The sequence below is a fragment of the Pseudomonas sp. NY15463 genome, assembly GCF_048068415.1.
Lineage (GTDB): Bacteria > Pseudomonadota > Gammaproteobacteria > Pseudomonadales > Pseudomonadaceae > Aquipseudomonas > Aquipseudomonas mosselii_C.
The window spans coordinates 511,365-536,057 of sequence record NZ_JBLUQD010000001.1 but is presented as its reverse complement, the minus strand read 5'-3'; the positions used below and the strand labels follow the sequence as shown (position 1 = coordinate 536,057).

Sequence of the window (24,693 nt, the reverse complement as noted above, 5' to 3'; positions counted from 1 at the left end):
CAGCCTATGTCAACCGGACGCGCCATGCCAACTATTCCTGAAATCATTGATGCGGACCTTCCATTCACCAAGATGGCGGAGATATCCAAAGCCATCGCCCTTGGCTACAGGGCCTCGGCAGCGATCATGCGTGCCAACCCTGTCCTTGGAACGAATCCCATGGCCGCCTCCGGCCATATTAAACGCTCCTGCGTTGACCATTTTCTTGCAGCCGTTCCAGGCACAATTCAAGATGGCGGAATTAGTGCCCAGATAGAGAGCAATCGCAATGGATCTTCTAGACATATCGTGCTGAGATCGGACCGTACGATCTTGACCGCTCATCATGTGCAAAGTACCAGGTCAAAAATGATCAAGAACTCTTTGTATAACAGGGTACTGTCCAGTCCGAACTATGATCTATTTACAGATGCTCACTCAGAGCATGAAGCGGCCACTCTTTGCTGCCAGTTGCTACACGGCTCCAAGTCCACCCTGGAGTTCATAAGCCTTGTAGTGCCAGACCCTAGCTGTAAAGTGGCCCTGTACACTAGAGCCCTTCCACTTCCCACATTCGAAGAAATCAAAGAAGAAAAAATCGAAGACAGTATCGGGGCGCTCTTCAATAAAATCTCTGAAGAAATTAAGCAACAAAGCGGCCATGAAGAAATTTAACCCCCTGCGTCTTACAGAGGCAAGGCTTGCAAACGGTATGACGATGGCGTCTCTTTCGGAGCGAATCGGTGTCAGCCGTCAGGCAGTCTCAATTTTTGAGAAGGGCGCGAAATGCCCTACACATGAAAACCTTGAAAAAATTGCTCGTGAACTAGGGGTAGATACTGCATTTTTTTATACTCCAAGCCGAGCAATAAAGGAAATCACTACCCCTTCTCACTTTAGGAGCTTCAAAACTGCCGCCAAGAAAGCACGCACCAAGGCCACGATCCAAGAAGCGTGGTTTGCAGAGTTTTCTCAGTACCTATTATCAAAAATAAACTATCCCGGTGCGAATATTTATCAATCAAGATTGCTGGACTTCAGTTTGTTGAGCAACGAAGATATTGAGGAAATTGCGCTTGAGGTTCGTCGTCATTGGGGTTTAGGTTCTGGACCGCTAAGCAATATAACGCGACTATTAGAAAATAATGGCGTACTTATTGCGCAACTCAGCATGGACAAAACTACTCAGGCTTTTTCTAACTGGCGGGGCGATCTAGCATATATTGTTACTGAGAAGGGCAATAGCAATGCGCGGCACAGGTTCAATCTTGCCCACGAGCTTGGTCACCTTGTAATGCACTCCTCCGTATCTGATGAAGATCATGAGGACGAGGAACTGGTACAGCATAAGGAAGACCAGGCGAATTACTTTGCCAGCGCCTTCATATTCCCTAAAAACTCATTTCTCCAAGAGTTTACCTCTTGCTCTTTAGATGCACTGATCGCTCTAAAGAGGCGCTGGGGCATTTCCATAGCAGCCATTACAGTTCGTGCGCGCAGCCTTGGACTTATATCTGAGAACCAGAGCGTCTATATATTCAAACAACTCGCAGCGCTGCCAGGAGGCCGAAAGCAAGAGCCTCTCGACAAAGAAACTCCAAAGGAATCAAGCAAGCTAGTTAGCGAAATGATTGACTTCTTGGTTAGTAACGACCGCCTCAGTACAGATGAGATAAAATCTCTTCTTCCTCTCCCTGTGTCGCGTCTTGCAGAGATGTCTGGGAAGACAGCAGAGTATTTCATGCCGCCTGAAAATTCATCATCAAACGTAATTTCATTTCAACTTAAGCGAGCCACCTCCTAGTAGGGAAGTACAAGTTGTCGAAGCCCGCCTAGGCGGGCTTTTTCATGCGTGCGTGATAGCTTGCATGGGTGATGTTCCGGGGCGTTTTGATATCATCGCCACCCGCCTTCACCGAATGGAATCTGCTGATGCGTTCTCTCGCTGCCACCGCCCTCCTCTGCCTATCCCTCGTAGGCTGCGCCTCTGTCCCTATGGCCAATACACAGGACGACAGTGATGCCAAGCGCTTCTCCCCAGCACCTGACATGTCTGGCATCTACATCTACCGAAATGAGTTCGTTGGCGCCGCCATCAAGATGCCTGTTGTGCTTGATGGAAGACAGCTAGGGAAGACTGTCGCTTACAGCTACCTGTATAAAGAAGTGCCGCCAGGCAAGCACATCATCACCGCCGATGGCGAGAATACCGATCTCCTGAAGGTTGAGACCCGAGCTGGCCAAGCCATTTTCATTCATCAGGAGGTGAAGATGGGGTTCGCAGTTGCTCGCAGCGGTATGAGGGTCGTTGATTCGACCGAAGGCAAAGCAGGCGTGCTTGAGTGCAAGCTGATCGAGTCGCAGTACTAGAATCGTCTAATAGTCATCAATAGGCCCGCCGCATGGCGGGCTTTTTGATGGCCATCAGAAAGGTGCCTCCTCCTCAACCTCAATCTCGCTGTCCTCCTCGATGAGGAAATCGTCGCGATCTTGAGTTGCGCTCTGCTCCCACCGGACAGTCACGCTACCGTCATCATCGAACGTCAGATCAAGCTCAGGCGTTTCGGCCAGCAGCCCCATCACCTCCTCCCACTCCATATCTCCATCAGTGTCCAGGCGATGGATCGTCACCCAGCGCTGCGTCTGCGCGAGCGGATGATTGATCATCGACGAAACCCTCAGGCTCAGACGTTCTAGCCCGGTCATTTCCTGGTGATTCTTTGGTGCAGCCTTGCTTTGCCTCGACATAGCTCCCTCTCAGATAGCTGTATATATGTACAGTTATCTTGGAATCATAGCGCAGTGCTAAATCCAAGGTAAAGGGCCCAGCCCGAGATTGCCCAACCCACAGATATTTATCGACCAGCGAAAATAATTTAGCTTTAAGCTATTGACCAGGCTTTAGCTCTTGGCTAAATTTCATCTCAGGCAGTCGCCATCGGCTGCCAAGGCCCCATCACTGGCCACCGCTCTTTACACATCGTCGGGAACCTCGCGGATCGATCCCCGGTAACGGGAAGCCCCATGTGGGCATCGCTGAAAAGCGAACAGCGCGAGCAACAAATTCGATCCCCATGCCAGCTCTGGAACTGGCCAGCTCGATGTCAGGCGCTTACGGCGCGGACGGAGGGTTGAGCTGCAACGCTCCCTGCCAGGTGGCCCTCAGAACGGGCTGATGCACTGGTAAAGCGGGCCACGCCGGATAACCGGTGGAGGCTGCAGCAATTAAATAATCGCCCAGGACACCGTGGCGCGTAACGGATCCCAGTTAGACAGATTTGAATTAGCGCCCCGAGCCTCGGCATTGAGGGGCGCCGGACCTCATGCACCCTGCCCCACTCAGCCAGGGCATCCAGAGCTGTAGCGTGCATGTTGCAAGGACCTGCGATCCATGGCGAACAGATGCTGATTGACGCCGTGAGTAGGAAGCTCGACGCCCGCAACCACGAGGAACCGCTGAGCTGCAATCAGCAGCGGCAGACGCGGCGCCACCCTAGCGTAGAGGGATCACCGATGACGCAATGCCCCGGCCTGTCGCCAGTAGCGAGGCCGGGATTTCACCAGGTGCCATTCAGCGAGTGGCATCTGGGAAATCAACCGCCCTGGAGGGCAGATCGATGTCTCAGACATTCGAGCAAGGTTGGGCGGCTCGACCATTCGCTCAGCAGTTCCCGGAAATGAGCGCCGACGAGGCCAAGCGCCTCGACCACATCAATACGTCCATCACCACGCTGTATCTGGCAGGCCTGTTGACCGACAAGCAGGCGAACGAGATCCGCACCAAGAAATTCCCCAAGGTCGTCACCAAGGCGGTCCTGGGCAAGCGTTGAGCGATTTCACTGGCTGGTCTTGGCGACAGGGCCAGACGGGAAATCAACCGCCCTGGAGGGCAAGACGATGAGCTGCACCTGCATCAGCGATGCCGTGAAGCTGGTTACGGACCAGCTTGCTGAGGAGGCGCCAGGGTCTGGGCCTTTCTACATGCGCGCAGAGGGCCACAATCTGTCACTGAACATCGAGACAGGAAAAGCAGTTCGGCGCTACTGCGTAGAGGTCACTGGGCACTACATGGCGCCGAAAAAGGCTGGCGGCATGAAGCGCGTGAACAAGACCGTTTCGGTGGTTGCCAACTACTGCCCGCTTTGCGGTGTGAAGTGCGTTGCAGACGTGCAGGAAGGGGCAAGCAGCGCCATGTCAGCCTGACCTTAACTGCCCGATCCACCTGGTTCCCCATCACCAGGCTGCATCGGTCGTGACGTTCGCCCTCCCCTGCTCCGGGAGGCTTCACGGCAGCGAGCGTTACGACCAATGCAGCCCACCCGAGAGACATCATGGAAACGATCACCTGCGGCTCATGGATTGGCCAGCTCGGAAAAGCGCTGGCTCCCCGCGAGCTTGAAGCACTGCTGTGGGTGGCCCAAGGCCTCACCACCAAAGAGATCGCCCGCCAGATGGCGGTCAGCCCCGGCACCGTGGCAAACCGCATCGAGAACGCCCTCTTCAAGCTCGAGGCTGGGCGCCGCATCGAGGCGGTCACCAAGGCCATGCGGCAGCAGATCATCAGCCCCCTCTGCATCCTGCTCGCCGGCCTCATCGCCATGCACGCAGCCATCGACGACAGCGACCCTATGCGCCGCGACCGCCGAGCGCCCGAACGCCGTACCGCCCAAGTTCGAATCGTTCGCAAGGCCGAGGCCTTCGAACATCACGCCTGATTCCCGACAAGAGGAACACTCCATGCACCCTCGCTTACAAGAACGTGCGGCCTGCCTGGCCGACATGCGTGCTCGATCCGGCATGGCAACTGCCGAGTTCTACGAGAAGATCGGGCGCCCTGCTCCGCTTCCTGGGCCGCGCTTCCAGGCAGTCGCGAAGGGCAAGGCGTGGCACATCATCGAGATTGCCACCGGCAAGACCAAAGGCTTCTGTTTCAGCCACCAGGCTGCGATGCGCTTCGTCGACGCGATGGAGGCCGGGGCGGCAAGCAAGACGGGCACACGGCAATGAGCAAGCGCAAACCGCACAACATGCGGGCTCGCCTTGAACGCACGTGCCGAGCGCTGGTCACGGCGAACCGCGCAGCCGTGGTGAACATCGACCCTAGCGGCCAGCAGGTGCTGATCAACTGGAGCAACCTCAAGCAGATCCGCGTGCGCCAGATCGTGGATGCCATATGCGACATACCGCACCGCTGGACGATCTACCTCAGCGTGCTGTGCCGTACCGAGCTGGGCGAGCGGTATCACAAGTCCGTCGAGGTCGCGCCACAAGGCATCTACCGGGCTGAGCATCTAACTGATGTGATCGAGGCGATGTACTCCGACCTGCGCGCCAAGTCCAACCCGAATCACCTGGTTGCATCCGGCTGGATAGCCATTCCCACAGACACAACCATCGACGAAGCCCAGGCCGCCAAGGTCTTCGCGACCGTCGGCGCCTGGAATCAGCAGAGAGCAGCATGAACCGCATCACCGCGCGCGTCCGGCACGGCCGGCGACAGCAACAAATCAATCTGCCGCCCAGCGGCTTGGGAGGTATCGGCCATGGCCGAGCAGAAGACCGGGGCCGCGAAACACTCGTCGGACTATCGAGCCCGGCAGGAGGCCATAGCGAAGAAGCTGGGCATCGAGAAGGTGTTCTTCAACATGCCGGAAGGCATCAAGAAAGCCCTGGCTGCCGAAATCAAGCGCTACGGCTACAAGCAGGTGCAAGAGCTTTGGCAGGACATGGCTCTGTCGTGGATTGCGCAGGAGCCTGAAGAGCGGGCGCGTCGACTTGAACGACCTGACGCGCCAGCTTTTTACATCTCACCGAAACTAGCGCGTCAGTTCGAAGAAGGGAGCATACGCGAAATCCGCCGCAATCCAGGCGACGAAATCGTACCGCCAAATCAGCGGCGCTGACTTACTAAAATTCGCCCCTGGGCGAGAGCAGCATTTTTCGCCGTTTCCTCACTACCGAAGTTCTCCTGAAGATGCTCCAAAGTGCCTTCAACTTGCTTCCCAGAGTGAAACAGAGTCACAGACGCCCTGAAATGCGACGTCGGATCAGCAGGATTCTTAGTATTAGATGCGATAGGACCGACAAGCCGATAGGCGATGTCGTATCCCATGTAGTGCTCTGAATCCGAAATGGATTGAGGTTCGTTGGCCATAGGTCTCTCCTAATTCCGGCACCATGCGGGCCACCCGTATTACCCCATCCCAAACCAAATTTCCACCATGCCGCAAGCCGGCCACGGAGGATTCACCATGCCCATTCGCCACGCAGTAATGCACTTCATCGACAAGAAGCCGGACGGTAGCCCGGCAGTGCTGCACCTGGCAGGCTCGGAATTGCCCGGCACCGGTGCCGTGGAAAGCCTGCTGCATGATGTGAACGATACCTACAACGCGAAGACCGGCAAGGGCTGGGGCTTCTTTCACCCTGCGTCCGGCGCCTACCCGCTCAGGGGCTGGCTGGACAAGGCGATGATCGACGAGATGTCTTTCATCGACTTCACCCGCACCGCGGCGGAGCACCTGACCAAGCTGATGGAGGAGTCAAACTTGTCGGTCGGCGGACACGTGCTGTTCGCGCTCTATACCCAGGGCATGACGGACAACCTCACCATCGCGATCCTGCAACAGGTTGAAACCTTCGCAGTAGCCCACGACCTTACTGTCGCCACCTCGCGGCAGCTCGACTCGCGCACTCTTCACTTCGCTGCCCGCATCAACCTCAGCGAGTGGAAGAACAACCCCGCGTCACGCCAGTACGTCTCCTTCATCAAGCCAAAGGGCGGCCGAAAGGCCACCGCCTACTTCCGCGACTTCATCGGCGTTAGCGAAGGAATCGACAGCCCAGGCGAAACCCGAACCCTGCTCAAGGCCTTCAGCGACTACCTCGAGCGCGAGGATCTTCCCGAGGATGTGGCCCGCGAGAAGAATCACACCCTAGTCGACTACGCCACCGTTCAGGCCAGGCTGGGTGAGCCGATCGCCCTGGACGAGCTGTCCGAACTGCTCGACGAGGATCGCCCCCAGAGCTTCGCGGAGTTCATCCGCAATGCCGACTACGGGCTGTCACCAGAGATCCCGGCGGACAAGCGCACCCTCACCCAGTACCGGCGATTCACCGGGCGCGCTGAGGGCCTGTCGATCAGCTTCGAGGCGCGCCTGCTGGGTAGAAAAATCGAATTCGACCAAGAGGCCGGCACCTTGATGATCAAAGGTGTGCCGACCCAACTGGTTGATCAGATCAAGCGATCCGCCACCTCGGCAAGTGATCGCGCTAGCAACTGAGCTCGTGGCACGAGCGTCATCGCTTTACCTTCGTCTGGAATGAAGGTGCGGGGACCGAGGGCTCAGGACGAAAAGCCTCAATATTCTCGTTGAGGTACCGCGCGATCTCTCCTGCCTTGGTCATGTCGGTGCCAGGTGGCAGGTCGAACGCCGGTGGTTCATCTGGAAAGTTAGGGATTGAATCGAGCACCTCCATGTGAAGATATGGAACCCCGTCGGCTGTTTCCTTGATGGTGAACTTCACGCGGGTCTTGTAACTCATGTTCGCTCCTGGGTATGGCTGAATGCCCCGGTAATTTTTACCTCATCCCCTCGCCTCTCTCAAACGCGCGACGCTTTCCAATTAACTCAAGACCTACCATGCCGCATCCGGCCACGGAGGGCGGCGCATGCATGGAGAAAGCCATGAGCAAGAAGCCGAACGCAGATCCAGTATCACACAAGGTGCTGGCCTACACCGTCGAGACCAATGACCCAGAGGAATCCACGATCCAGTTCGCCACGTCGAATGCTGCAGCCAGGCGCCAGGGCGCGGACGAGATCGGCGCTGACTTTGGATCCGTGTCCTGCCAGCGTGCACAGTGGGCAGACCAGTACGCTGGCCAGTCCTTCATCCCGGCCGAGGCGTACATCGACGCGGGCTGGTGGTTCGACTGCAACCACTGCGGCACCAGGTGCGACAGCGATGCTTGTCGCTGGGACAAAGAAACCGAAACCAATATCCCTCTGGACCTGGTGTTCGATGGTCGCGTTGTCTACTGCTCGGCGGAGTGCAATTCAGGCCACGAAGCCGAAGTGACTGCCCGCAACGGCAGGTTCGAATTGTTCAAGGAGCGGGTGGTTGCTGCCCAGCCTGGCGTCACCTTCACCGAGTTCACCGGCGGCTACCCACTCTGCGGCGACAGCGCGAGATTCACCTTCCCTGGCGCCCTGTACGGCGGCTCGGTCAGTGAGTCCGAGGATAGCCAGGACCTGAAGTGGTACGTTGCCCAGGGCGACAAAGCCGCATGGGACGACTTCATCGCAGAGCAAGCCGTCGCCTGACCTTCCGGCGTTTCCCGCCAGGTCAATTCAGGGAGCAAAACGACTGACAAACCCTATCGACTTTTCTTAAGCAGATCTTCAGTTTGCTTCAAGGTGGATTTGTAAAGAGCCCAGCTTTCTTGATGTGCCTCCTGATAGCACTCCATTAGGTTCGTTAGCATTTGCGAGCCATTGGACCCAACAAGAGAAGCGGGTAGAAGAACTGAATTTCTGCGATAAAGATCATCAAAGTCTTCAGGCTTGCCCGAAAAGCCATCTATTTCGGCTTTGGCCAGGAAAATTCTTGCGGTAGTCCACACTCGTTTATATCTATCGATCGCCTTGTCCCATTGAGCCAGACTACCATCAGGTGAGTGCTTCCATGCGAGCGTCCCGCCATTCGGTATACTATTAAAGCAAGCACTGTAATAATCATGAAGATACTCCATGTAAGCATTTAAATCAGCTGCAGCCTCCTTTAGCTCACTCAAGCACTTAAAGCGCTCGGTATGCTTGAACTGATACCTCCATGCATTCAATGCCAAAATAGCAACAGCCGCGGCCAACGTAGTCGCTATATAGCTAGTGCACTCTAGGGCATATTTTAAATGACCCAAACTTCCGAAAGCCGGCCGCCAAACAACCCCTACAAAGAAAAAGCCAGCAATACACGCCACTAACATAGCCAAATCAGCCCTCCTCATCCACACCTCGCAGCTCGTCCATTCCATACTGATCAGCGACCCACTTTAACAGAACGCGTCACTCCGGCGAGGGCGGCGCCTGCACGCAAGGACCACAACATGACCGAACAACAGCACGACGAAAGTAAGCTCGAGCGGGTCATCCGCAAAATCAAGCGCTGCCTGGCCCTCTCCAAAAGCTCGAACGAGAACGAGGCGGCCACCGCCATGCGCCAGGCCAAAGCGCTGATGCGTGAGTACCGCCTCACCGAGCTGGATGTGCGCCTGAGTGACGTGGATGAGGTTCAGTCGGAGAAGTCCAGGGCGAACCGTCGGCCGACCTGGGACCGACACCTGAGCGGAATTGTGGCCAGGGTGTTCGGATGCCGACCGCTCTCGTATAAGCACTGGTGTGAGTCGTCCGGGCGAATGGTTGAGCGGGCTTTGTTCGTAGGTGTGATGCCTGCGCCTCAGATCGCGATGTACGCCTACGAGGCCTTGCTGACCAAGCTGACGCAGGCCAGGCGCGACTACGTGGCGTCGGTCAGGAGCGGCAAGCGCCGAAGCGCCTACTCCCCTGAGACGGCCGGCGATCACTTCGCAATCGCATGGGTTTCAGTGGTACACGGCAAGATTCATGAGCTGGTGCCGCAGGGCGAGGAAGATCCAGCTATCGAGCAGCGCTCCAGTGGGCGCGACCTGGTGCAGGTGGAAAGCCAGGACAAAGCGCTGATCGAGCAGTACCTGGACGGCCGCGAGATCGGCAAGCAGCGAAAGTCAGGACCAGCAGAACTCGACATGGCCGCTCAGATTGCAGGAATGCTTGCCGGGCAGCGCGTTCAGCTGAATCCAGGCATGGCTCACGCCGGCCAGGCCCAGGCGCAAATCGGCATCGTCTAAGCAGGAGATAGCCATGAGCACATTCGCAGTGTTCGGCATGACAGCCGCAGCAGCGCTTGCCGATGCCCGGAAGAAAACCAAGACCACCAAGCCCAGCGGCAAGGCTGGCTGCCCCCCCCCTGGACCTGACGCTCGTTGAGTGGGAAGAGGCGGTGCAGCGAAACGTTGAGGCGATCATGGCCGGCGAGAAGGTGAAGCAGCTCAGCATCCTCTACGACACGCCGCAGCACGCCCAGCAGTTCATCGATCTGGCCAAGCGCTCGGGCGCATGCCGCGACCTGCGCATCCGCTCCAAGGCCGCACTGCTCGACGAGAAGGGCCGCACGATCATCAACCCCAAAACCAAGATGCCCGTCATTGGGTGGGCAGACTACAACCCTGCAGCTTCCAGCCAAGCAGCATGATCGTGACTATGAGTGCAGCAGGTGGTGCTGCCGCGCGTCAAATGACGACATGGTCGGCACTGGATTTGTGACTCGGTTCACCGCCATCCAGCGGCGCGCTGCCTCCACATCGAACCGCAATTTCTGCGCCTCAATCTCCGCCAGAAGCGATTTCGATATGCGGTACCTACCGCACCCTCCACAGCTTCGCTCTTCATAGTCCCCGCCTGTTGGCGATGTAGCTTCTGCTTCCTCTCTGCAAACGAAACAAGCCATCGAAAAGCCCTCCTTGTAGTGGCCGATTGACTCTAGCCTATTCCGCTGAGGTATCCCCATGCCCACAGAAAACCGATCCAGCAACAACGAGATGGTCAGTGTGCAAGCCACGATCGAAGCGCTTGAAGAAGCGCATGCGGGCGACGGCGCGCTTGACTTCATGAATGACGCTGCCCAGCTCCTGCGTCAGTTCAAATCCCAGCCAGCCGAGCAGCACCAGGACGAGTACCCACCGTGCGACTACTGCGGCACCGTCCCTACGTATCACCCATGGCACGGTAGCGGAATGCTGAATGGAGTAGAGAACAGGCATATCCATGCTTGTGATGGGTGCCGAGGGAAGCTTCCTGTGCATCCAGGGCAGCACCAGGGCGGACCCGTGTTAACACTGCAACTCAGCGACCCATTTGACGACCGCGACGGCCCCTGGTTTGACTCAGCAGAGCTTCGCGCGCTGTCTAAATTCCCGGCTGGCACCAGACTCTACACCCACGCCGATCCTGGCGAAATTGAGCGGCTGCGCGCTGCCTTGAAGTTCTACGCTGAGCGCGAGCATTACCACTTCGAAAGCGGGAATTGGGACACCGTGAGCGGTGAGCCGCTAAACATTCTCTGGTGCGGTGACGAACCGGATTTCATTGAAGATGGCTCTGTTGCACGCGCCGCTCTATCCGCAAGCGCAGAGCCGAAATCGTGAAGACGCACTTCGCACCATTCACCGACCTGGAAGACCTTGAGCAAGCACCCTGCGGCACCCGGCTAGGGGAATCATCCGGGCTGTCAGGCGACTGGGACAAAGTCGATTGTCGGCGGTGCCAGAGCCGCAAGGAAAAGATCATCAGATCTGCTTCTGCCGAAGAACGCGCCATCGTTGAGCAGATGGGCGACATGGCCGCATTCATGCGCTCGGCAGGCTAAGCCCGGCAAGAGCACATTTGTACTCCATCCAGCTTTAACCCCTCTCCCCTCTATTCATTGCCGCGATATGGCGGCCAAGGAATCGTCATGCCTGAAGAAAGCCAACTGCATCCCGACCTCGCGCGCATCTACGACATTTTTGGGCTGCATCACTCGCATCCAGTCAGCGTCCTCGAGGTCAACGTCCGAAACACAAAACGCTTCTCCGACCTTCTTCAGGCGGTAGAGGACGAGTTCCTGATGGTACCTGGCACCCCTTCGGACGAGCCCGAAGATGCAGGTTGCCCAGTGGATGATGAATGCCTGGTGAACCGGTGGGCATCAACCCAAGAGGAATACATCGAGCAGTTCCGGGCAGCGCTGGAGCGCCTGAACGGGAAGAGCCGCACCATCACCCTCTCCGGCTGCGAGTTCACCGAAGACGACCTGCTCCGAACAGCGGTGCGCATGGTGCGGGGCACCACCAGAATGAAGCAGCCGCGCTGGGTGCTCATGATGGACGCCTTTGTATGTGGCTCAGAGGTAGCCCAAGCGCTGTGCCGGCGTTACGGCCTGGACCCGGACGAGGAACTGCGCAAATGACCATGCGCCTGAAGAAAGCTGAGCGCGAGCAGGTCCGCATGAAGTACGGCGGCCGCTGCGCCTACTGCGGAGCCGAACTCGGCGAGCGCTGGCACGCTGATCACTTCGAGCCAGTGGTGCGCAACTGGGGCGACGCGGCGAAGACCGTACCAGCTCTTCGCCCTGGCAATCACAACCTGGCCAACATGATGCCGGCTTGCATCCCATGCAACCTCAGCAAGCACTCATACACCCTGGAGGGTTGGCGCGCCTGGATCGCCGGCCACGTCAACAGCCTCAACCAATACCACTCCATCTACCGCCTGGCCAAGGCCTACGGCTTGATCGACGAGACCGGTGCCGAGGTCGTCTTCTACTTCGAAAAGGTGCAGCAGCCATGACCCGCCTCGCCCTCTGCCTCCTGCTGCTGGCCACCGGCGCCAGCGCAGCACCCCTACCCCAGGATAACGTCATCGACGTACAGCACGACAGCCAGCGCGGCGTCACCTGCTACGTGCTCAACGGGGTCGGCATCAGCTGCATCCCCGACAGCCAGCTCCAGGCCGGCAACGAGCGCCAGCTCTCCCCGCATGAGCAACAAGACAACGGGCCAACACCGGCAGGCGCTCAGGCGCAATGGATCGAAGAGAGGTATTCGCTGTGAGCGAAAAGATGCGTGAGCAGTTTGAGGCGTGGCACCTCGATCGCTACTGCGGCGGCGTCGAGCGCTTGAGAAGGTGCGTGAACGCCGAGGACGTTTACTACTACGCCGAAACCCAAACCCGATGGGTTTCATGGCAAGCCTCCCGCGAGGCGGTGGTCATCCAGATGCCCGACATGAAGAGCGAACAGTACTGGGAGCAGTTCGAGGACGTTGAAGGTGAGTCGTTCATCTTCCCTAAGTACCTCGGGCACCTGGATTCTGCAATCAAGGCCCAGGGCCTCAAGGTGGCGTCATGACCGACCTGATCGAAGTGAAGACAGCAGACCTGGTCGGCCATGGGCTGGACTGGGCCGTCGCGCAGGCCGAGGGCCTTGAGGTCTTCCTAGCAGGCCCGCAGTACAAGGTGCCGTGGCGGGTTTTCTGGAAGAAACGCGGGCAAGCGCTTGCATGGGATGTGCTCTACAACCCGCACGAAGATTGGCCTCTGTGCGGTCCGCTGATCGCGAAGAACATGGTCAGCCTGCATTGCCCCCAGAGCACTGACGACGTGTGGGCCGGATGGATAATCACAGGCCAAGGGGAGTTTTGTCAGGGCGGTGACACTGCCCTTATCGCCGCCTGCCGCGCCATCGTCGCAGCCAAGCTCGGCGATACCGTCCAAATACCGAAGGAGCTGATGCCATGAATGAGATTGCCCTGTGGCTAGGGTATGGCGTGATGGCGTGTGCTGGCATGGCGTTGCTGGCACTTCTGCTCTTTGCCCTCGCATACACCTGCGTAGTCATCGTGAACAGGTGGATCAAGGCCATGATGCGCGCCTATGACCTGAACATCCTCCGCCAGACCATGCGTCAGCTCGAGGCAGAAGGCAAAGTCAGCAAGAAAACAGGAGTCCGCCCATGATCGCCCTCGCCTACATGGTCTACCTGATCTATCGGGGGCCTCGATGAACGATGCCAGCCTTTACCACGGCGACTGCCTGGAGGTCATGCAGTCGATCCCCGACGCCAGCGTCGACCTGGTGCTGGCTGACCTTCCATACGGCACAACCCAGTGCGCCTGGGATGTGGTGATCCCTTTCGCCCCTCTCTGGGAGCAGTACTTGAGAATCGCCAAGCCGGAGGCGGCCATTGTGCTCTGTGCAGCGCAGCCGTTCACCTCAATGCTCGTCGCCAGCAACCCTGGAATCTACAAGTACGAATGGATCTGGGAGAAAGGTGCTGCCACCGGCTTCCTGAATGCCAAGAAGCAACCACTGCGCGCGCATGAAAGCGCCCAGGTCTTCTACCGGAAACAGCCGACGTACAACCCGCAAATGACCGGCGGGCACGAGCGAAAGACATCCAGGCGCAAGACGGTGAATTCCGAGTGCTACGGCAAGGCGCTGCAGCTGACTGAGTACGACTCAACAGACCGGTACCCGCGCTCGGTTCAGTTCTTCTCGAGCGACAAACAACTTGCCAGTCATCACCCGACCCAAAAACCCGTGGCGTGGATGCGATTCCTGATCGCCACATACACAAACCCCGGCCAGGTGGTGCTCGACAACACCATGGGCAGCGGCACGACAGGCGTCGCCTGCATCCAGCTAGGGCGCCAGTTCATCGGCATCGAGCAGGACGAGGCGCATTTCGGTACCGCGCAACAACGCATAGCTGATGCCATCACCCTTCGCGACACTCCGGCAGCGCAGATCGAACTGTTCGAAGCGCGCGCCTAACCCCTCCCCCTACAACTCAAGCCCGTCGACGATACCCGGCGATGAGCAACGCAAGCCCAGGCACCAGCAAACCGACTGCGGTATAGCCGAAAGCAGCCTGCCCAGATGCGCCTACTGCTGCGAATGCAGCACCGACTGCAATCAGTGGCGCAGCTACGAAAAAGAACGGTTTGGCTGTCTTGCCCATATCGAACCTCCTGTTTGATCAACCCTTTTATCACATGAGCCCGCCGACATGCGCGGGCGAGGATTCCCCATGTCCGCAATCAATCGATTCCACGAAGTAGCCAACGATGCACTGGTGATGATCAGCGCCAGCCTGAGGCCGGAAGCCAAGCTAACCCTGGTGATCTACACGCCTGGCGAACCGGAGCAAGACATCGTTCTGAAGGGCCCCGGCGTCGATGCCGACGAGGTCGTAAACACCATGCGCCGGCGCGGGGGCCTGAGCCTTGATGGCGAAAACGCCTACAAGCGCGGCCTTTGCGGCGTGGTTGTGGGTTCCCTGGCGTGCGGAAAGCAGAACAACAACCCGCCACCGGTCAGTCACTGGGGGCAGCAGTTCTGGGATATCGGCCGGGCCGAGGGAGCACTGCAGGAAGAGCTAGTGCAGGCGCTTCGCCTGGTGCGCAAGGAACTCGATGCCTGCCAGCGAGTGATCCACTACGCCGGAGGCTTCACGCCTGCCTACGTCGACGATGCCCAAGCCGCTATCAAGGTGGCTGACGCGGTGCTCGCGAAAATCCCTGCCTGAACACCAACCTGCCGCCACCGGCGGCGTGGATACCAATATGCACTCAAAAAGGAAGAAGCCAGGCGATGAACACGCCGGGCAGGAACAGGCCGTTGCCCAAGAAATGGACAAGGTAACGGAGGAAAGGATGGCCGAACTGCTGGGAATCACGCTGCGAGCGCTCCAGACCCGCCGCCAGCGCGGGAAAATACCCGAAGGAGTCTGGAACAAGAGCGGCCGCAACATCATGTACAGCAGATGGAGATATGAGGAATGGCTCGAAAGCCTGTGGGTCTGCCCCCTGGAATTGAAATCCGAGGAGACTCGCTCCGAATCCGTTTCACTTGGAACGGTGAGCGTCGCGGGGAAACCCTCGCCCATCCCCCGACGGCGCAGGGCATCCGCGCAGCCAGCCGTGTACGTGATCAAGTAGTAAACCTGATTCGTCACGGCCTGCTGGACGACGAGAAGTATGCCGAGCTATTCCCGGGTTCGGAGGTGGCACGGCGGACGGCGGAGTCAATCCCGAGCCTGGGCGCATACACCCAGATGTGGCTGGACAGCCGCCACATCGTCGAAGGCACCCGCAACAATTACAAGAGCGTGTTCAACATCTACTGGATGCCATACCTCGGCCTACGCCGGATAGACATGATCACGCCAACCATGCTTCGCGGAGTCATTTCCCAGATCCAGTGGACGTCAGTTGGTGTAAAGCGGAATGCGATCATCAAGCTGGCCAGCGTTTTCAAGACAGCGGTCCTTGATGGCTTGATCGCCAAGAACCCTACCACCTCGCTTGATAAGCCAAAGTCCGTCAAAAAAGTCGTGGACCCTTACACTAGGGCGGAAGCAGAGGCGATAATCTCCCACCTGTATGCGACGCTTCAGAAATACTCGCAGATCTACGCAGCATTCTTCGAGTTTTGCTTCTTCACTGGGGTCCGCCCTGGCGAAGCAATGGGCCTGAAGTGGGAGGACATCGACATTGATCAGCGCACCGCGACGGTTCGCCGGATCATCGTCAACCGTGCGCCCCAAGAACGTACGAAAACCAAGCATCATCGAGTGGTCCTGTTAAACGAGCGCGCATTGAACGCCATCAACCAGGCCCAGCGATTGGTCACCCTTCGTCGCATGGCATCTAAGTCGGTCCACCCAACTAGCCCCTTCGTGTTCCAACCTAGCAAAGGTGGGCTGTGGATCAACGAGCCAAGTGTTACAATCCGCCACTTCAAATCGGCGCTGAAGGCGCTGAACATCCGTGAACGCCGTCAGTACGACACCCGCCACACCTACGCAACCATGTGCCTGATGTCTGGGATGAACCCTGCGTTCATCGCGAGCCAGCTCGGCCACAGCGTCGAGATGTTGCTATCTACCTACGCGAAATGGATCAGCTCCTCCTCGGACTGGAGGGAGCTGGAGAAGCTGCCGCCCCGAGTCGAATTGGCCCAAAATTGGCCCAAAACTGACGAGAGGGCCTAAATACACCTCTGGAACCCCCGCAGGACAAGCACTTGATTTCTACCGCTAACATCACCATGCAGTTCGGCTCCAAGCCGCTGTTCGAGAACGTCTCGGTCAAATTCAACAACGGCAACCGCTATGGCCTGATTGGCGCCAACGGCTGCGGCAAGTCGACCTTCATGAAGATCCTCGGCGGTGACCTGGAGCCGTCCGCAGGCCAGGTGATGCTCGAGCCGAACACCCGCCTGGGCAAGCTGCGCCAGGACCAGTTCGCGTATGAACAATTCACCGTGATCGATACGGTCATCATGGGCCACGAGCAGCTGTGGAAGGTCAAGGCCGAGCGCGACCGCATCTACTCGTTGCCAGAAATGACCGAGGAAGACGGCATGGCCGTCGCCGAGCTGGAAACCGAGTTCGCTGAAATGGACGGCTACACCGCCGAATCCCGCGCCGGTGAACTGCTGCTGGGCCTGGGTATCCCGCTGGAGCAGCACTTCGGTCCGATGAGCGAAGTGGCACCGGGCTGGAAACTGCGCGTGTTGCTGGCCCAGGCGCTGTTCTCGGATCCAGACGTGCTTTTGCTCGACGAGCCGACCAACCACTTGGACATCAACACCATTCGCTGGCTGGAAACGGTCCTGACCGCGCGTAACAGCACCATGGTGATCATTTCCCACGACCGCCACTTCCTCAACAGCGTCTGCACCCACATGGCGGACCTGGATTACGGTGAGCTGCGCGTGTTCCCCGGCAACTACGACGAGTACATGACCGCCGCCACCCAGGCCCGCGAGCAGTTGCTGTCGGACAACGCCAAGAAGAAAGCCCAGATCGCCGAGTTGCAGACCTTCGTCAGCCGCTTCTCGGCCAACGCCTCGAAAGCCAAGCAAGCCACCTCGCGCGCCAAGCAGATCGACAAGATCCAACTGGCCGAGGTCAAGCCTTCGAGCCGCGTGAGCCCGTTCATCCGCTTCGAACAGACTAAAAAGCTGCACCGCCAGGCCGTCACCGTCGAGAAAATGGCCAAGGCGTTCGACGACAAGGTGCTGTTCAAGGACTTCAGCTTCGCGATCGAAGCCGGCGAGCGCGTAGCCATCATCGGCCCCAACGGTATCGGCAAAACCACCCTGCTGCGCACCCTGGTCGGTGAATTGACCCCGGACAAGGGCGAAGTCAAGTGGACCGACAGCGCCGAGGTAGGCTACTACGCCCAGGACCACGCCCACGACTTCGAAGACGACATGACCCTGTTCGACTGGATGGGCCAGTGGACCAGCGGCGAGCAGGTGATCCGCGGGACCCTGGGGCGCATGCTGTTCTCCAACGATGAGATCCTCAAGTCGGTGAAGGTGATTTCCGGTGGTGAGCAAGGCCGCATGCTGTTCGGCAAGCTGACCCTGCAAAAGCCCAACGTACTGGTCATGGACGAACCGACCAACCACTTGGACATGGAGTCGATCGAGGCGCTGAACCTGGCGCTGGAGAACTACCCCGGCACCCTGCTGTTCGTCAGCCACGACCGTGAGTTCGTCTCTTCCCTGGCGACCCGCATCATCGAGCTGAGCGCCGATGGCGTGGTGGACTTCAGCGGCACCTACGACGACTACCTGCGCAGCCAGGGCGTGGTGGTCTGATTCGACCCCATCGCGGGGCAAGTTGGCGCAGCGCCGCGCCAACTTGCCCCGCGATCTCTCGTGTGCCGTCCCCTATTGCGATGCCATCCGACGAATAATTCGTTAGCCTGCTTTCATTTATGCCGCACAACGGCCATGATGCCCGTACGCCAACCGCTACCCGCGAACGAGCCCATGACCGCGCCAGAACCTGCTCCAGCCGGCACTGCCGGTATCACCGTGCAAATCCTTTCCATCGTCTTCTACACCTTCATCGCCTTCCTCTGCATCGGTTTGCCGATTGCGGTGCTGCCTGGCCATGTGCACGACCAGCTCGGCTTCGGCGCGGTAATCGCCGGGCTGACCATCGGCCTGCAATACCTGGCAACGCTGCTGAGCCGGCCGTTCGCCGGCCGTGTCGCCGACACCCTGGGGGGTAAGCGGGCGATTCGCTACGGGCTGTATGGTATCGCCGGCTGCGGCGTGCTCACCCTGCTGTCGGCCTGGGCTCTGACAATGCCCTGGCTGAGCCTGGCGCTGCTGCTCGGCGGGCGCCTGCTATTGGGCATCGCCCAGGGACTGATCGGCGTGGCCACGCTGAGCTGGGGGATCAGCCAGGTAGGACCGGAACACACCGCCCGAGTGATCTCCTGGAACGGCATCGCCTCCTATGGCGCCATCGCGATTGGCGCGCCGGTCGGGGTGTTGCTGGTGGATGCGCTGCATTTCGTGGTGCTCGGCCCGGCACTGCTGATGCTTGCCCTGGCCGCGCTGCGGGTGCTGCGCGCCCGGCCAGACGTGGTGGTGGCTCGCGGCGAGCGCCTGCCGTTCTGGTCAGCGTTCAGCCGCGTGGCCCCCTGCGGGCTGGGACTGACCCTGGCGTCGATTGGTTATGGCACCCTGACCACCTTCGTCACCCTTTACTACCTGGAGCGCGGCTGGACCGGCGCGGCTTTGTGCCTGAGCGCATTCGGCGTGTGCTTCATCGTGTCACGATTGCTGTTCGTCAATGCGGTCAATCGCTTTGGCGGCTACAACGTGGCCATCGCCTGCATGGCAACCGAAGTGCTGGGCCTGACTTTGCTGTGGCTGGCACCTTCGCCGCTGTGGGCGATGCTCGGCGCCGGGCTCACCGGCTTTGGCCTGTCGCTGGTGTATCCGGCGCTCGGAGTAGAGGCAATTCGCCAGGTACCCAGCAGTAGTCGCGGTGCCGGGCTTGGCGCGTATGCGGTGTTCTTCGACCTGGCACTGGCCATTGCAGGCCCGGTAATGGGGGCGATAGCCGTGCACACCGGATATGCCTCGACCTTCGCCGTGGCGGCCCTGCTCGCCCTGTCAGGGGTGGGCCTGACGTTGCTGCTCGCCCGTCGCGGCTGAGCGTTCGGCAGGCTCCGGTGCGCCCAGGGCCTGGCTGAAGAATGCCGAGGTTTCGCTGCGCAGCGAACGGTGGATATAGCGCCGGTCGACGCCATCGGCGTCCTTGCACAGCGCAGGCATGCGCATGTGTTGCTCGTCATCGCAAGGCGCCATGAACACGAAATGCCCGGCGCCCGACAGCAAGCGGTAGTCGGGGGTCACCGGCAGTTTGCGGGCCAAGGCATCGGCGTTGTGCTCAAGGGCCAGCAACTGATCATGGTCGCCGCTGTAGATCAACGCGGGCACCTGCACACCGGCCAAGGCGTGGCGACCGAACATCAGGCTCAACGGCGCCATCAGCATCACCGCACCGACGCGGGGGTCGGCTCGGGGTGTCAATTCGCTGTGGTCGGCGATCAGCACCCCATGGGTCTTGCAAGCGTCGGCATCGCTGGGGCGCTCTTGACAGTAGCGCCGCAGGCGCTCCAGATCAGGCTGCGCTCCCGACAGGATCAGCGCAGTCTCGCCTCCTGCCGAATACCCGATCACCCCAACCTTGCCGTCGTTCAGGTACGGGGCCAGCAACCTGTCATTGCGCGCAGCGGTGATCGCCGCGCTGATCTGTAGCGGTCGGCCATAGAGGTTGCTGAGGGTGCCCAGACGGCTGTGGTCGCGACTGTTGTCACCGGGATGGATCACCGCTACCACCACGAACCCTTGGCGCGCCAAACCATTGGCCAAGTCATGCAGGGCCATGGGGCTGCCGGTGTTGCCGTGGGAGATCACCAGCAGCGGAAACTGGCCCAGCGCTACTGCACCTTCTTCGGCCACGCGGGTCTGGTAGCCCTCGATCCGCAACGGGTGCGCTTCAGCACTGGAGGGGTAGAACACCAAGGCCTGCATTGGCTTGTTGTCCACCGGATCCGCCAAAGTCAGGCGATGCAGCCCAGCCGTCCAGGATGAAGCCTGAGCATTGGCCAGCAGGCTACCGAACAGCATCAGGGCAAAAAAGTGTTGTAACCGGTTCATGGGAGGCGGCTCCCCCATCAGGCGCACATATGGCACCAGCTTAGAACCGCAGCCGCAGGCTCAACATGAAAAAAGCATGAAAAAAGCCGACTGTCGCCCGAGGCGACAGTCGGCTTTGCACACAGCGGCAGATCAGGCGGCCGCGAACAGCTCGCTGGCGATCTGTGCCTGGGCCGCGTCGATGGCCTTGGCGCGTTGCTCGGGGCCATAGGCCAAGCCATGGGCACGGACGATCTCGATGTCGGTGATACCAATGAAGCCCAGGAACACATTGAGGAAATCCTCGTGCCCAACACCCGTCGGCTGACCGTGATGCAGACCGCCAGCGGTGGACACCAGAATCACTTTCTTGTCACCGCACAGGCCTTCAGGGCCCGCTTCGGTGTAGCGGAACGTCTTGCCCGCCACGGCTACACGGTCGATCCAGGCCTTGAGCTGGGTCGGCACGCTGAAGTTGTACATCGGCGCACCGATCACAACGGCGTCGGCAGTCAGGAACTCTTCCAGGGTTTCGGCGCTCAGCTTGGCTTCGTGGGCCTGGGCTGCGTCGCGGACCTCTTCCGGGGTGCCAGCAGCCACCAGGGTGGCAGCGGAGAAGTGGCTGATGGCGTCGGCAGCCAGGTCGCGGTAGACCACTTCGATGCTCGGGTCGGCGGCCTTCCAGGCTTCGACCACTTCACGGCTCAGCTGACGGGAGGCGGAGTTGTCGCCGAGGATGCTCGAATCGATATGCAACAGTTTCATGTGACTCTCCTGTGATTGAAGACCGCGCCGTAGAGCGATCACGATGACAGGCATCCTACCGATACATCGAATGGCTGATAAGTCGGCAAAAATGCGCTAGTTCGTTCCACTGACAGGACAATTCGACTCGCTCGTCCACAAGAGCGGTGACAAGCGTGCCATGCCCCTGAACGAGTTCATCGAGCAGACCCTCGCCAAGCTCGAATCCGCCACCACGGAAGTACTGGTCGACCGCGTCATCGCGCTGCGCGCCAAGCAGGGCGCGAACGCACATGAATTGACCCACCAGTTCAACCAGTCGCTGGTCGAACATCCGATCCCCGTTGCCTGAATCCCGTTCACCCCAATGGCTGGGATTCTGCCCCCTCGCCTGGACACGGCGGGGTGCGCGGGTACCGGCCGCATCAGGCATAATGCACGCCCCGGCATGCCTTGATTGCCTCCTGAGGTCGTTCGAAAGTGGCTATAGGTGAACCTCGAAATTTGAATGACCTTTTCTATTTCGCGAAGGTCGTGGAAGCGGGTGGTTTCTCTGCGGCAGGTCGTCTGCTGGGCATTCCCAAGTCACGCCTGTCACGGCGTATCGCAGACCTGGAGGAACGGCTGAACGCCCGCCTTCTTCAGCGCACGACCCGTAAATTGCAGCTCACCGCATTAGGTGAGCGTTACTTGCGCCACTGCCAGGCAATGCTGTGGGAAGCAGAGCAAGCCGACGAGGTGGTGGCCAGTGCCACCAACGAGCCGCGGGGCCCGCTGAGGGTCAGTAGCCCGGTCGGCTTGGCCAATCAATTCCTCAATCCCCTGGTGTGTGATTTCCTGACCCGATATCCCAAGGTTCAACTCGATCTGCTCCTGGTCAATCGCCGCGTGGACCTGATCAATGAAGGCATCGATGTAGCGCTGCGTGTTCGCGAAGCCGAAGACGAGGAACCTAACTTGGTGACCAAGCGCTTGCGCGAAGCGCGCACCGAGGTGGTGGCGTGCGCAGATTTCCTCGCTGCTCATCCGGTTTCTCACCCTACGGAGCTGCTGAACCTGCCCCTGCTGGGCGCCTTGGACGCGGATCGGCTGGCTAGACTGCGCTTGTTCAACCAGACCGGCGAGCGTTTCGAGATCGCCATGCCAGCGCGGCTGGGGGTCGAAGACTTCATCATGCGTAAGGAAGCTGCGCAAGCGGGATTGGGCTTCACGGTTTTGCCCTTGATGCATTGTGAAAGCGAGCTTGCCAGCGGCGCACTGGTGCGCATGCTCCCCGATTGGCATTGCGCGCCGGCCTGGCTGCAGGCGGTCTACCCCCACAGACGTGGCGTCTTGCCGGCGGTCAGGGCTTGGCTGGATCATTTGGCACACGCATTCGATCATTGTGGCGACCGCCCCTTGTAGCCTTCAGGGCAGGCCGATCGCTCGTGGCGGCGGGTGCGCAACGGACTGTGGCCGCTGAGTGTGGCCTTCGATGATGTGACGGCTTGCTTGCAAGCCTGTGGAGAGTGGTATGTCTGAGCAACCGATGAGCGAAGCGCAAGTGGCAGCCTTTTGCCTGGAACTGCCGGGTGCACGGGAAGACTACAAGTGGGGCGGCGTGCGGGTGTTCTCGGTGGCGGGGAACAAGATGTTCGCCGTGCTGGACCTGGCCGGCGCAGGGCTGTCGTTCAAGCTGGCCGATGATGTGTTCCTGGGCTACTGCGATCGCCCTGGAATTCGGCCGGCGCCCTACCTGGCGCGGGCGAAGTGGATCAGCATGGCTCCCCCCTACCCCATGGGCCGCAGTGAGCTTAGCGACCTGCTGCGGCGCTCGCACCAATTGGTGGTGCGGCGCCTGCCCAAGCGGGCGCAGGTTGGCTTGTTGCTGGACTGACTAGAGCACCCATCCAAACCAGCGCCCGCCCAGCAGCAGGTGGTCGAACCAGAACACTTGATGCAGGGCGACGATTGCCCAGCAAACCACCTGATACGACACCTTACGGGTCTTGTGACGGAACAGCTGCTGGGCCAACAAGGCTCCAGGCCATCCCCCCAGCAGTTCACTGGCGTGTAGCACCTTTTCCGGCGTGCGCCACGCCTGGGTGCGCGCCTGCTGCTTATCCTGCCAATACAGCAACAGGCAGATCATGCTCGCCACAGGGTACAGCGCCAAGGGCAACCACGACTGCGCGCCAAGCCCCATCTGCAAGCCCCCCAGCAGCGGCAGCAGGCACAACCCCGCCAATACCAGCAGTTTCAAGCGAGCATGTCGCACCCCCGGTGACGTGGGGCGTGCGTCGTTTTGTGCACGCATCATCAGCCCTGCGCCGTCGACCAGTCGACCCAGCCAAACTGCCAGGTAGCCAGGATCAACAGTCCAAAGACGATGCGATACCAGGCAAATACCGCGTAGCTGTGGTTAGCAATGAACTTGAGCAGCCCTCGTACGGCGATCATGGCGAAGATGAACGACACCACGAAGCCCAGGGCGAACACCGGCAAATCGGCGGGCTGGAAAAGCCCACGGTACTTGTAGCCCGAGTACACGGCGGCACCGACCATGGTCGGCATGGCCAGGAAGAACGAGAACTCGGTGGCTGCCTTGCGCGACAAGCCGAACAGCAAGCCGCCGATGATCGTCGAGCCGGAGCGCGAGGTGCCCGGAATCATCGCCAGGCATTGGACGAAGCCGATCTTCAACGCGTGCTGCCAATTCATCTGCTCGACATGCTCGACCGCTACGCGGTGCTGGCGCTGCTCGGCCCAAAGCATGATCACGCCACCGACCACCAAGGCCGCCGCCACGGTGATGGGGTTGAACAGATAGTGGTGGATCAGGTCGGCGAACAACACCCCCAGCACCACCGCCGGCAGGAACGCGATCAGCAGGTTGGCGGTGAAACGCCGGGCCGGCGCCTGGCTTGGCAGGCCGACCACCACGTCGAGGATCTTGCGCCGGAACTCCCAGACCACCGCGAGGATGGCACCCAGTTGAATGATGATGTTGAACGCCATGGCGCGCTCGCCGCCAAAGTCGATCAGGTCGGCGACGATGATCTGGTGCCCGGTGCTTGAAATCGGCAGAAACTCCGTCAGGCCTTCGACTACGCCCAAGATGATTGCCTGCAAGGCACTCCACAAATCCATCATTCCCCCATGCAGAGGCTGCCGGCAGCAGGCCCCTGTGTTTTGATAAGCATAAATGTACCGCTCGCGGCGACGCCGTTTTACAGCGCCCCTTGGGTACAACGCCAGCGGAAAAGTTCACTGAGTTAAAGGTTTCATCTGAAGCGGCCGAAATCCTATCAGAGGCTTGGTTTGAACTCTCCAATCACCTGCAACACGGAATGTCTGGTCATACACATTAGCCGTTGGTCGAGTGGGGGCCAGTGTC

The 24,693-nt window shown here is 59.5% G+C and carries 39 protein-coding genes; 30 read left to right on the top strand and 9 right to left on the bottom strand.

All coding sequences use genetic code 11. The features are described from left to right. Positions 1–24 precede the first annotated feature (24 nt). From ACNFIC_RS02660 to ACNFIC_RS02650, 3 genes are all read left to right on the top strand, one after another. Complete coding sequence (locus tag ACNFIC_RS02660) at positions 25–654, top strand: hypothetical protein (RefSeq protein ID WP_416779712.1); 630 nt, start codon at positions 25–27, stop codon at positions 652–654. Continuing rightward, the gene (locus ACNFIC_RS02655) at positions 641–1,783 is read left to right on the top strand and encodes a helix-turn-helix domain-containing protein (protein WP_416779710.1); all 1,143 of its coding nucleotides are present in this window, start codon (positions 641–643) and stop codon (positions 1,781–1,783) included. The genes ACNFIC_RS02660 and ACNFIC_RS02655 overlap by 14 nt, the downstream gene beginning before the upstream one ends. A 128-nt stretch (positions 1,784–1,911) precedes the next feature. Beyond that, positions 1,912–2,349, top strand: a complete 438-nt coding sequence (locus ACNFIC_RS02650) for a DUF2846 domain-containing protein (RefSeq protein WP_416779708.1) — start codon at positions 1,912–1,914, stop codon at positions 2,347–2,349. 54 nt (positions 2,350–2,403) lie between these two features. Here ACNFIC_RS02650 and ACNFIC_RS02645 read toward each other — a convergent pair whose 3' ends face one another. Further along, the gene (locus ACNFIC_RS02645; RefSeq protein WP_416779706.1) at positions 2,404–2,727 is read right to left on the bottom strand and encodes a DUF1654 domain-containing protein; all 324 of its coding nucleotides are present in this window, start codon (positions 2,725–2,727) and stop codon (positions 2,404–2,406) included. An 869-nt stretch (positions 2,728–3,596) separates the two neighbouring features. Between ACNFIC_RS02645 and ACNFIC_RS02640 the strand changes: the two genes are divergently transcribed. The 6 genes from ACNFIC_RS02640 (at position 3,597) to ACNFIC_RS02615 (ending at position 5,882) form a co-directional block, all read left to right on the top strand. After that, positions 3,597–3,809 carry a hypothetical protein gene (locus ACNFIC_RS02640; protein ID WP_416779704.1) on the top strand — a complete coding sequence of 71 codons (213 nt, stop codon included), beginning with the start codon at positions 3,597–3,599 and terminating at the stop codon, positions 3,807–3,809. Between the two features lie 67 nt (positions 3,810–3,876). Beyond that, positions 3,877–4,182, top strand: coding sequence for a hypothetical protein (locus tag ACNFIC_RS02635; RefSeq protein WP_416779702.1), 306 nt, complete (start codon positions 3,877–3,879; stop codon positions 4,180–4,182). A gap of 128 nt (positions 4,183–4,310) precedes the next feature. Then, positions 4,311–4,694: a response regulator transcription factor gene (locus ACNFIC_RS02630; protein ID WP_416779700.1), complete on the top strand. Its 384-nt coding sequence runs from the start codon at positions 4,311–4,313 to the stop codon at positions 4,692–4,694. Positions 4,695–4,716: 22 nt separating this feature from the next. After that, complete coding sequence (locus tag ACNFIC_RS02625) at positions 4,717–4,986, top strand: hypothetical protein (protein ID WP_416779698.1); 270 nt, start codon at positions 4,717–4,719, stop codon at positions 4,984–4,986. Continuing rightward, the gene (locus ACNFIC_RS02620) at positions 4,983–5,441 is read left to right on the top strand and encodes a hypothetical protein (protein WP_416779696.1); all 459 of its coding nucleotides are present in this window, start codon (positions 4,983–4,985) and stop codon (positions 5,439–5,441) included. The genes ACNFIC_RS02625 and ACNFIC_RS02620 overlap by 4 nt, the downstream gene beginning before the upstream one ends. A gap of 81 nt (positions 5,442–5,522) precedes the next feature. Further along, positions 5,523–5,882 carry a hypothetical protein gene (locus tag ACNFIC_RS02615; RefSeq protein ID WP_416779695.1) on the top strand — a complete coding sequence of 120 codons (360 nt, stop codon included), beginning with the start codon at positions 5,523–5,525 and terminating at the stop codon, positions 5,880–5,882. Here the strand turns inward: ACNFIC_RS02615 and ACNFIC_RS02610 are convergent. Further along, on the bottom strand, positions 5,870–6,133 hold the full coding sequence (locus tag ACNFIC_RS02610; RefSeq protein ID WP_416779693.1) for a hypothetical protein: 264 nt from the start codon (positions 6,131–6,133) through the stop codon (positions 5,870–5,872). The genes ACNFIC_RS02615 and ACNFIC_RS02610 overlap by 13 nt on opposite strands. 97 nt (positions 6,134–6,230) lie before the next feature. On the opposite strand from ACNFIC_RS02610, the gene yejK reads away from it, so the two are divergent. After that, a complete protein-coding gene (gene yejK / locus ACNFIC_RS02605; RefSeq protein WP_416779691.1) occupies positions 6,231–7,262 on the top strand; it encodes a nucleoid-associated protein YejK in 1,032 nt (343 codons plus the stop codon). 16 nt (positions 7,263–7,278) lie between these two features. Here the strand turns inward: yejK and ACNFIC_RS02600 are convergent, their stop codons facing one another. Further along, the gene (locus tag ACNFIC_RS02600; RefSeq protein ID WP_416779690.1) at positions 7,279–7,524 is read right to left on the bottom strand and encodes a hypothetical protein; all 246 of its coding nucleotides are present in this window, start codon (positions 7,522–7,524) and stop codon (positions 7,279–7,281) included. A 143-nt stretch (positions 7,525–7,667) separates the two neighbouring features. Here ACNFIC_RS02600 and ACNFIC_RS02595 point away from each other — a divergent pair, with 143 nt between their 5' ends. Next, positions 7,668–8,306, top strand: coding sequence for a hypothetical protein (locus tag ACNFIC_RS02595; protein WP_416779689.1), 639 nt, complete (start codon positions 7,668–7,670; stop codon positions 8,304–8,306). Positions 8,307–8,359: 53 nt separating this feature from the next. Here the strand turns inward: ACNFIC_RS02595 and ACNFIC_RS02590 are convergent, their stop codons facing one another. Continuing rightward, complete coding sequence (locus ACNFIC_RS02590; RefSeq protein ID WP_416779688.1) at positions 8,360–8,974, bottom strand: hypothetical protein; 615 nt, start codon at positions 8,972–8,974, stop codon at positions 8,360–8,362. Positions 8,975–9,088: 114 nt separating this feature from the next. Between ACNFIC_RS02590 and ACNFIC_RS02585 the strand changes: the two genes are divergently transcribed. The 12 genes from ACNFIC_RS02585 to ACNFIC_RS02530 all read left to right on the top strand — a co-directional run bounded on the left by ACNFIC_RS02585 (position 9,089) and on the right by ACNFIC_RS02530 (position 14,390). Then, positions 9,089–9,868: a DUF2786 domain-containing protein gene (locus tag ACNFIC_RS02585; protein WP_416779686.1), complete on the top strand. Its 780-nt coding sequence runs from the start codon at positions 9,089–9,091 to the stop codon at positions 9,866–9,868. 13 nt (positions 9,869–9,881) lie between these two features. Then, positions 9,882–10,007, top strand: a complete 126-nt coding sequence (locus ACNFIC_RS02580) for a hypothetical protein (protein ID WP_416779684.1) — start codon at positions 9,882–9,884, stop codon at positions 10,005–10,007. Positions 10,008–10,044: 37 nt separating this feature from the next. After that, positions 10,045–10,272 (top strand): hypothetical protein, encoded by a 228-nt coding sequence (locus ACNFIC_RS02575; protein WP_416779682.1) that lies wholly within the window; start codon positions 10,045–10,047, stop codon positions 10,270–10,272. A 313-nt stretch (positions 10,273–10,585) separates the two neighbouring features. Beyond that, positions 10,586–11,224, top strand: a complete 639-nt coding sequence (locus ACNFIC_RS02570) for a hypothetical protein (RefSeq protein WP_416779680.1) — start codon at positions 10,586–10,588, stop codon at positions 11,222–11,224. After that, a complete protein-coding gene (locus ACNFIC_RS02565) occupies positions 11,221–11,445 on the top strand; it encodes a hypothetical protein (protein ID WP_416779678.1) in 225 nt (74 codons plus the stop codon). The genes ACNFIC_RS02570 and ACNFIC_RS02565 overlap by 4 nt, the downstream gene beginning before the upstream one ends. An 87-nt stretch (positions 11,446–11,532) precedes the next feature. Further along, positions 11,533–12,027, top strand: coding sequence for a hypothetical protein (locus tag ACNFIC_RS02560; RefSeq protein WP_416779677.1), 495 nt, complete (start codon positions 11,533–11,535; stop codon positions 12,025–12,027). Further along, on the top strand, positions 12,024–12,407 hold the full coding sequence (locus ACNFIC_RS02555) for an HNH endonuclease (RefSeq protein WP_416779675.1): 384 nt from the start codon (positions 12,024–12,026) through the stop codon (positions 12,405–12,407). Before ACNFIC_RS02560 ends, ACNFIC_RS02555 begins: the two co-directional genes overlap by 4 nt. Next, complete coding sequence (locus ACNFIC_RS02550; protein ID WP_416779673.1) at positions 12,404–12,670, top strand: hypothetical protein; 267 nt, start codon at positions 12,404–12,406, stop codon at positions 12,668–12,670. The genes ACNFIC_RS02555 and ACNFIC_RS02550 overlap by 4 nt, the downstream gene beginning before the upstream one ends. An 8-nt stretch (positions 12,671–12,678) precedes the next feature. Next, entirely contained in the window at positions 12,679–12,966 is a 288-nt protein-coding gene (locus tag ACNFIC_RS02545) for a hypothetical protein (RefSeq protein ID WP_416779672.1), read from the top strand. After that, positions 12,963–13,355, top strand: a complete 393-nt coding sequence (locus ACNFIC_RS02540) for a DUF2591 domain-containing protein (RefSeq protein ID WP_416779670.1) — start codon at positions 12,963–12,965, stop codon at positions 13,353–13,355. The genes ACNFIC_RS02545 and ACNFIC_RS02540 overlap by 4 nt, the downstream gene beginning before the upstream one ends. Beyond that, complete coding sequence (locus ACNFIC_RS02535) at positions 13,352–13,573, top strand: hypothetical protein (RefSeq protein ID WP_416779668.1); 222 nt, start codon at positions 13,352–13,354, stop codon at positions 13,571–13,573. The genes ACNFIC_RS02540 and ACNFIC_RS02535 overlap by 4 nt, the downstream gene beginning before the upstream one ends. Positions 13,574–13,616: 43 nt before the next feature. Then, positions 13,617–14,390, top strand: coding sequence for a DNA-methyltransferase (locus tag ACNFIC_RS02530; protein WP_416779666.1), 774 nt, complete (start codon positions 13,617–13,619; stop codon positions 14,388–14,390). Between the two features lie 16 nt (positions 14,391–14,406). On the opposite strand, the gene ACNFIC_RS02525 is transcribed toward ACNFIC_RS02530, so the two are convergent. Beyond that, entirely contained in the window at positions 14,407–14,577 is a 171-nt protein-coding gene (locus ACNFIC_RS02525; RefSeq protein ID WP_416779665.1) for a hypothetical protein, read from the bottom strand. A gap of 69 nt (positions 14,578–14,646) precedes the next feature. Between ACNFIC_RS02525 and ACNFIC_RS02520 the strand changes: the two genes are divergently transcribed. The 4 genes from ACNFIC_RS02520 to ACNFIC_RS02505 all read left to right on the top strand — a co-directional run bounded on the left by ACNFIC_RS02520 (position 14,647) and on the right by ACNFIC_RS02505 (position 19,586). Continuing rightward, positions 14,647–15,144 carry a hypothetical protein gene (locus tag ACNFIC_RS02520; protein ID WP_416779664.1) on the top strand — a complete coding sequence of 166 codons (498 nt, stop codon included), beginning with the start codon at positions 14,647–14,649 and terminating at the stop codon, positions 15,142–15,144. A 252-nt stretch (positions 15,145–15,396) separates the two neighbouring features. Beyond that, positions 15,397–16,611 carry a tyrosine-type recombinase/integrase gene (locus tag ACNFIC_RS02515; RefSeq protein WP_416779662.1) on the top strand — a complete coding sequence of 405 codons (1,215 nt, stop codon included), beginning with the start codon at positions 15,397–15,399 and terminating at the stop codon, positions 16,609–16,611. A gap of 32 nt (positions 16,612–16,643) precedes the next feature. Then, positions 16,644–18,230: an ABC-F family ATPase gene (locus ACNFIC_RS02510; protein ID WP_138217637.1), complete on the top strand. Its 1,587-nt coding sequence runs from the start codon at positions 16,644–16,646 to the stop codon at positions 18,228–18,230. 174 nt (positions 18,231–18,404) lie between these two features. Next, a complete protein-coding gene (locus tag ACNFIC_RS02505) occupies positions 18,405–19,586 on the top strand; it encodes an MFS transporter (protein WP_416779660.1) in 1,182 nt (393 codons plus the stop codon). Here ACNFIC_RS02505 and ACNFIC_RS02500 read toward each other — a convergent pair. Beyond that, a complete protein-coding gene (locus ACNFIC_RS02500; RefSeq protein WP_138217635.1) occupies positions 19,545–20,594 on the bottom strand; it encodes an alpha/beta hydrolase family protein in 1,050 nt (349 codons plus the stop codon). The two genes, ACNFIC_RS02505 and ACNFIC_RS02500, sit on opposite strands and share 42 nt — an antisense overlap. 132 nt (positions 20,595–20,726) lie before the next feature. Further along, the gene (locus ACNFIC_RS02495; RefSeq protein ID WP_416779658.1) at positions 20,727–21,338 is read right to left on the bottom strand and encodes an FMN-dependent NADH-azoreductase; all 612 of its coding nucleotides are present in this window, start codon (positions 21,336–21,338) and stop codon (positions 20,727–20,729) included. Between the two features lie 160 nt (positions 21,339–21,498). Here ACNFIC_RS02495 and ACNFIC_RS02490 point away from each other — a divergent pair, with 160 nt between their 5' ends. The 3 genes from ACNFIC_RS02490 to ACNFIC_RS02480 all read left to right on the top strand — a co-directional run bounded on the left by ACNFIC_RS02490 (position 21,499) and on the right by ACNFIC_RS02480 (position 23,193). Beyond that, complete coding sequence (locus ACNFIC_RS02490) at positions 21,499–21,669, top strand: hypothetical protein (RefSeq protein ID WP_416779656.1); 171 nt, start codon at positions 21,499–21,501, stop codon at positions 21,667–21,669. A 128-nt stretch (positions 21,670–21,797) separates the two neighbouring features. Then, the gene (locus ACNFIC_RS02485) at positions 21,798–22,721 is read left to right on the top strand and encodes a LysR substrate-binding domain-containing protein (protein ID WP_416779655.1); all 924 of its coding nucleotides are present in this window, start codon (positions 21,798–21,800) and stop codon (positions 22,719–22,721) included. A 109-nt stretch (positions 22,722–22,830) separates the two neighbouring features. Continuing rightward, positions 22,831–23,193, top strand: coding sequence for an MmcQ/YjbR family DNA-binding protein (locus tag ACNFIC_RS02480; protein ID WP_138217632.1), 363 nt, complete (start codon positions 22,831–22,833; stop codon positions 23,191–23,193). Here the strand turns inward: ACNFIC_RS02480 and ACNFIC_RS02475 are convergent, their stop codons facing one another. Then, positions 23,194–23,616, bottom strand: a complete 423-nt coding sequence (locus ACNFIC_RS02475) for a DUF1294 domain-containing protein (RefSeq protein WP_138217631.1) — start codon at positions 23,614–23,616, stop codon at positions 23,194–23,196. It abuts the gene before it with no gap. Next, positions 23,616–24,446, bottom strand: coding sequence for an undecaprenyl-diphosphate phosphatase (locus ACNFIC_RS02470; protein WP_138218156.1), 831 nt, complete (start codon positions 24,444–24,446; stop codon positions 23,616–23,618). The genes ACNFIC_RS02475 and ACNFIC_RS02470 overlap by 1 nt, the downstream gene beginning before the upstream one ends. Between the last annotated feature and the right edge of the window lie 247 nt (positions 24,447–24,693).